Genomic DNA, 6,136 nt, shown 5'->3' with positions numbered 1-6,136 from the left:
CGTGGGCTCGGAGATGTGTATAAGAGACAGGCCGGGGAGGGTGGCACCGACGATGGGGATACGAAGGCGGCGCGACTGCTGATTCTCCGTCACAACGGACAGCCGGTCGGCCTGCTGGTGGACCGTGTGTCGGGCCTGTCCGCCGTGGACGAGGGCCGCATCGCCGACTCCGGGGCGACGCCCGATCCGTCCATCGACGCGGATCTCCTGGCTGGCGCCATCCTGGCCTCGGACGGACGGGACGGCGCTCTGATCCTCGATCCCGGGCCGCTGATCGAACGGCAGTTCGCCGACCTCGGGCGGATCGGCAGCCCTGCAGGGGCCGTGGATTTCAGCGCCCCAGCCCAGCTGAAAAGCAACGCTGCGGCTCCGCAGGACGAGGAACAACTCGTCGTCCTCACCGTTGCGGAGCAGGAGTTCGCGTTGCCGGTGGCGGCGGTGCGGGAAGTCGTTCCGGTCCCTGAAGCGGTGACCCGCGTTCCCCGCGCCCGCGCCCATCTGCTGGGCATGATGACGTTGCGCGACGCGTTGCTTCCCCTGGTCGGGCTGAGGGAGCTGTTCGGGCTCGACGCGGAGAAGGATCGGGGGGGCCGCGGAAAGGTGGCGGTCCTGCGCACGGCGGAGGGGCTGGTCGGTGTGGTGGTGGAGGATGTGCGGGAAATCCTGCGCGTTTCCCGCGAACGGATCGACCCGGTGCCGCCGCTGATGGCACGGGAGGCGGAGTTCGAGGACATGGACGGCATCGCGCGGCTGGACGGCGGCGCGCGGCTGATCCCGGTCCTGTCGGCGGAACGGCTGTTCCGTCATGGCGCGGGAGATGGCGCCGGTTCGGCCGCTGGATTCGGCGGTGGCGCTCAGGGACGCGAGGGAGAGGCGGCTGTGGCAATGGAGGCGGAGCGGGCGGAGGCCTTCGTGGTGTTCCGGCTGGCCAGTGCGGAATACGGCCTGCCGGTCGGGGCGGTGCAGGAGGTGCTGCGTGTGCCCGACGCCGTGACCCCGCTGCCCAATGCACCGGACTTCGTCAGTGGCGTGACCACGCTGCGCGGCGCCGTCCTGCCGCTGGTCGCGCTGCGCCGCCTGCTGCGCCTGCCGGAAGGGCAAGGGCAGGGGGGCGTTGGTGACCGGAGCCGCGTGGTGGTGATCGCCGCGGGGGCGGCACGCGCCGGGCTTCTGGTGGACGGCATGGCGGGGATCGTCCACATCCCGGACGGCGCCATCGGGCCGGCTCCCGTCGTGTCGCAGGCCCAAAATCGGCTGATCCGCCGCATCGGCGCGCTGGAGAGCGCCGGGGAGCGGCGGATGATTCTGCTGATGGACCCGGCGGAATTGCTGGACATGGACCAGCTCGCCGACTTGCTGGCCGCCGTCTGATCGGAAGGTGGTCCCGTCATGCTGAAGGTTCTGGTCGTCGATGATTCGGCGCTGATGCGGCGGCGCATCGGCGATATCCTCTCGTCCGCCGGTTTCGAGGTGGAAACCGCCGCCGATGGGGCGGAGGCGCTGAAACGGCTGCCCGCCTTCGATCCGGATGTGGTGACCTTGGACGTCACGATGCCCGGCATGGACGGCCTCGCCTGCCTGAAGCGCATCATGGTCGAGCATCCGAAGCCGGTGGTGATGGTCTCGGCCCTGACCGCGGACGGGGCGGAGGTGACGTTGGAGGCCTTGAGGCTCGGGGCGGTGGAGGCGGTGCGCAAGCCGTCAGGGATTGGCGCCATCGCCGGCATCGCCGAGGAGCTGGTCGACACCGTGCGCGCCGCCGCCGGGTCGCGCCCGCGTCGGGTGCTGGGGCTGCGGGAACGGCTGCGCCGGGCGCGCGAGCGCATCGCCGGGGCGGACTTCCTGGCGGACTCTTCCCTGTCCAAGCCGCGGACCGTGGCCGACGGCGACGAGGATGGCGACGAAGGGCCGGGTGAGGGGCTGGTGCTGATCGGCGTGTCCACCGGCGGGCCCCGCACGCTGGAAGACATCCTGCCGCTTCTGCCGGCGGATTTTCCCTGGCCGGTGGTGGTGGTCCAGCACATGCCCGCCAGCTTCACCGGGCCGCTGGCCCGCCGCCTCGACACCATTTCCGACGTGACGGTGGTGGAGGCCGCGACGGCCACAGCGCTCCAGCCGGGTATGGTTTGCATCGCGCGCGGCGGGGCCGATCTTCAGATCGTCCGGCGCGGCGGACGGCTCTGCGCCCAGCCCGTCCCGGCGGACGAACGTCGGAGCTGGCATCCCAACGTGGATCGGCTGGTCGAGAGCGCTCTGCGCGCCGTGGCGCCGTCACGGCTGATCGGTGTTCTTCTGACGGGCATGGGGTCGGATGGAGCGGCCTCGATGACGGAACTGCGCCGACAGGGTGGGCGCACCATTGCGGAGGCGGAGGCCAGCGCCGTCGTGTTCGGCATGCCGCAAGAACTGATCCGCCGCGGCGGTGCCGACATGGTGCTGCCATCCGACCGGGTGGCCCAGCAGATGACGCGGTGGGTGAGGGGGGGAGTGTGATTGGAGCGGTGGAGGAGTCGGCATGGCCCTGGTGAAGGCACGGAAGATTGGCGGAGCGACGCCTGCGACCGCAGCGGAGGGCGGCGATCCGTTGGCCTGGCTGGAGGACGCTGATCCGGCCCGACGCCGACAGGCCGCCCACGCGCTCGGCGAACGTCCGGATGCCGTTCCCGCCTTGTCCGCAAGGCTGGCGCGCGAGGAGGACCCGAGCGTCCGCGAAACCCTTCTCACCGCCTTGGTCCGCACCGGTACCGCTGCGGCCGCAGCGGCGCTGGTGCCCCATCTGGCGAGCGAGGACGTCGGGCTGCGCAATGGCGTGATCGAAAGCCTTCAGCAGATGCTCGCCGCCGTGGTGATGCCGGAGGTGGCCCCGCTGCTGACGGCCGGGGATTCGGATCTGCGCATCTTCGCGGCCCAGCTCATCGGGAAGCTGCCGCATCCGGACCGGTTGGACCTGCTGTCCGGGGTGATCGACCGCGACCCGCACGTCAACGTCTGCCTTTCCGCGGTGGAGGCGCTGATGGAAAGCGGCGATCCCGCGGCCCTGCCGGTCGTAGAGCGGCTCGGCGCGCGTTTTCCGGACGACCCCTTCGTCACCTTTTCCGTCGACGCGGCGCGCCGCCTGTTTTCCGGAGCCTGAATGAGCCTGCCTTCGGACAAGGGGCCTTCGGACAAGGGGGACACCGCCGGCCTGAGCGCCGCGGATTACGACGCCTTCTGCCGGTTCTTGCGGGAACGCACCGGCCTGTCCTTCACCGAGGCCAAACGCTACTTCGTCGACCGCCGCGTGTCGGAGCGGATGGCGGCGGTCGGCGTCGACCATTTCCGCCAATACCTGAATCTGCTGCGCTTCCAGGCGTCGGGGGAGGAGTTGCAGCTTCTCGTCAACCGCATGACGGTGAACGAGACCTACTTCTTCCGCGAGATGTACCAGCTCGACTGCCTGGTGAACGCGGCGCTGGACGAGGTGGTGCGCGGGCGGGAGCCGGGCAGCCGGGTGCGCATCTGGTCGGCCGGCTGCGCCACCGGGGAGGAGCCCTATTCCATCGCGATCACGCTGCTGGAGCGGTGGAGCCGGGTGGATGAATTCGAGATCGAACTCTACGCCTCCGACATCGACAGCCATGTGCTTGAGCGTGCACAGGAAGGCATTTATGAGGAACGGTCGCTGCAGGCCATGCCGCGGAATCTCGTTGCCAAATACTTCACCCGTCTGGACGACCAGCGCTGGCAGATCATGGGAGAATTGCGGGACTCCATCGATTTCTCGCTCGTGAACATCGCCGATCCGCGCCAGATGGCGAATTTCCGTGGCATGGACGTCATCTTCTGCCGCAATCTGCTGATCTATTTCGATGACCTGGGGCGGCGCGAGGCGACGTCGATGTTCTACGACGCGCTGTCGCCTTGCGGATTCATCTGCCTCGGCCATTCGGAGAGCATGAGCCGGATGTCCTCCCTCTTCGTGCCGCGCCGGTTCCCCGACGCCATCCTCTATCAGAAGCCCCAGAGTTAAGGAGGCCGCCCGGTGACCGATCGACCAAATCCGCAACCCCGCGTCCTCGTGGTGGACGACGCCGTGACCGTCCGGGCCTACACCCGGCAGGTTTTGGAGGCCGACGGCTTTCGGGTCGACGAGGCGGTGAACGGGATCGACGGGCTGGAGCATGCGCTGGCGTCCACGCCGGACCTGCTGATCGTCGACATCAACATGCAGAAGATGGACGGCTACACCATGCTGCGCCGCCTGCGCCAGGAGCAGACCCTGCGGGACGTGCCGGCCATCATGATCAGCACCGAATCCAAGGACAGCGACCGCGAGAAGGCGCTGCTCGCCGGCGCCAACTGGTACTTCGTGAAGCCGGTGCGCCCTGCCGACCTGACGGCCGCCGCCCGCCTGCTCACCGGTCGAGAGGCACGGTCATGAGCGCGCTGTTCGAGCAGTTTGTCCTGGAATCCCGGGAGTTGCTGGAGGCGGCGGGCGCCGCGCTGTTGCGGCTGGAGCGCGACCCGACCGACAAGGCTCCGATCAATGACCTGTTCCGCGCGCTGCACACGCTGAAGGGCGCCACCGCCCTGTTCGATCTGGCGCCCTTCACCCGCATGGTCCATGCCGGCGAAGATGCCCTGATGGCGGTTCGGGACGGACGCGCCGCCATGAGCGGCGAATTGGCCGACCGGCTGCTGGCGTTGCTGGACATCGGCGCGGCCTGGGTCGATGGGCTGGAGCACAGCCAATCCCTTCCTGATGATGCCGACGCCCGCGCGCAGGCGCAGGAAGCGGGGTTGCGCGCCGCCCTTGGCGGGACGGCGGAGAGTGCGGGCAGCGGCACGCCGGCCGGATTCGCCTGGGTGGACGAACTGCCGGAGGCCGACCGGGCCAAGGCCGCCGGGCGCACGGTCACCGCCATCGCCTACGCCCCTGCGGAGGATTGCTTCTTCGCCGGGGATGATCCGCTGGACCTGTGCCGCCGCATCCCGGACCTGCTGCTGCTGCGCATCGAGGCCACCGGGGCGTGGCCGGCGCTGACCGACCTCGACCCCTACCGCTGTGCCCTGCGCTTCCGCGCGCTGAGTGGCGCGCCGAAGGACGAGTTGATGCGCCTGTTCCGCGGCGTTCCCGATCAGGTGTCCCTCGCCACGATCGCGATACCCGCCCTGACCGAGGCGGCATCCCCCGCTGCGCCGCCCAGCCTCGCCACGGCCATGCTGCGGGAGCAGGCGCGCATCCTCCGCCTGCCGGGCAGCGACGAGGAAACGGCGGCCCGCCGGGCCGCGGTGCTGCGGGCGGTGCGCAACATCCTCGCCGCCGAGGGGCGGGCCGCGGAGAGGGCGGCGCTGGACCGCGCCGCCGAAGGCCCGGTGGACGCGCTCATCCCTTGCGTCGAGTCCCTGGCCGACGGCCCGGCTGCGCCGGCGCCCACCGCTCCGGCCGCCCCGGCGCGGCGGGCGCTGCGGGTCGATGCCGAGCGCATGGACCGGCTGATGGCGCTGGTCGCTGAACTGGTCGTCGCCAAAGGAAGTCTGCCCCACCTCGCGCGCGAGGCACAGGAGGGGCGGAGCGCCGACGCTCTGGCCCAAAGCATCAAGGAGGCCCACAACCGCATCGACTCCATCGTGGGCGACCTGCAGGACGCGGTGCTGCGGTTGCGGCTGCTTCCCCTGTCGCGCGTCTTCGACCCGCTGCCCCGTCTGGTCCGCGACACCGCGCGGCAGCTCGGCAAACCGGTCGAACTGCACGTCTCCGGTGGCGAGACGGAGGCGGACAAGGACATCCTCGACATCCTGGGCGAGCCGCTGCTGCACCTCGTCCGCAACGGGCTGGACCATGGCGTCGAGCCGCCGGAGCGCCGTCGTGCCGCCGGCAAGCCGGAGGTCGCGGCCATCCGCGTCCAGGCCTTCCAGGACAGCGGCGGCGTGGTGGTCGAGGTCTCCGACGACGGGGCGGGCATCGACGCGGCGGCCGTGCGCCGCAAGGCGGTGACCCAGGGCGCCCTGACCGCGGAGCAGGCGGCGGGCCTGTCCGACGCCGAGGCGTTGCGCCTGATCTTCCTGCCGGGGGTCAGCACCTCGGAGACCGTGTCGGACCTGTCGGGCCGCGGGGTGGGGATGGACGCCGTGCGCAGCGCGGTGGAGCAGGCGG

The 6,136-nt window shown here is 70.5% G+C and carries 6 protein-coding genes; all 6 read left to right on the top strand.

Going from position 1 to position 6,136, the window contains the following annotated elements; translation table 11 throughout:
- Positions 1 to 15: 15 nt before the first annotated feature.
- Positions 16 to 1,371 (top strand): chemotaxis protein CheW, encoded by a 1,356-nt coding sequence (locus Q4I23_RS29625; protein ID WP_498528591.1) that lies wholly within the window; start codon positions 16 to 18, stop codon positions 1,369 to 1,371.
- A gap of 18 nt (positions 1,372 to 1,389) precedes the next feature.
- The gene (gene cheB / locus Q4I23_RS29620) at positions 1,390 to 2,493 is read left to right on the top strand and encodes a chemotaxis-specific protein-glutamate methyltransferase CheB (protein ID WP_454016481.1); all 1,104 of its coding nucleotides are present in this window, start codon (positions 1,390 to 1,392) and stop codon (positions 2,491 to 2,493) included.
- 22 nt (positions 2,494 to 2,515) lie between these two features.
- Positions 2,516 to 3,133 carry a HEAT repeat domain-containing protein gene (locus tag Q4I23_RS29615; RefSeq protein ID WP_498528590.1) on the top strand — a complete coding sequence of 206 codons (618 nt, stop codon included), beginning with the start codon at positions 2,516 to 2,518 and terminating at the stop codon, positions 3,131 to 3,133.
- A complete protein-coding gene (locus tag Q4I23_RS29610) occupies positions 3,134 to 4,009 on the top strand; it encodes a CheR family methyltransferase (protein WP_454016479.1) in 876 nt (291 codons plus the stop codon). It begins immediately after the preceding gene.
- Between the two features lie 12 nt (positions 4,010 to 4,021).
- Positions 4,022 to 4,420 (top strand): response regulator, encoded by a 399-nt coding sequence (locus tag Q4I23_RS29605; RefSeq protein WP_454016478.1) that lies wholly within the window; start codon positions 4,022 to 4,024, stop codon positions 4,418 to 4,420.
- Positions 4,417 to 6,136: chemotaxis protein CheA (locus Q4I23_RS29600; protein ID WP_498528589.1), on the top strand; the 1,720-nt coding region annotated here is incomplete at its 3' end. The genes Q4I23_RS29605 and Q4I23_RS29600, both read left to right, overlap by 4 nt.

The organism is Azospirillum sp. UFLA03-27, from assembly GCF_059803775.1.
This window is presented reverse-complemented; position numbering and strand designations above follow the sequence as displayed.

Coding starts and splice junctions, on each gene's coding strand:
- cheB (WP_454016481.1), top strand. CDS start 1,390: ATGCTGAAGGTTCTGGTCGTCGATGATTCGGCGCTGATGCGGCGGCGC.
- Q4I23_RS29615 (WP_498528590.1), top strand. CDS start 2,516: ATGGCCCTGGTGAAGGCACGGAAGATTGGCGGAGCGACGCCTGCGACC.
- Q4I23_RS29610 (WP_454016479.1), top strand. CDS start 3,134: ATGAGCCTGCCTTCGGACAAGGGGCCTTCGGACAAGGGGGACACCGCC.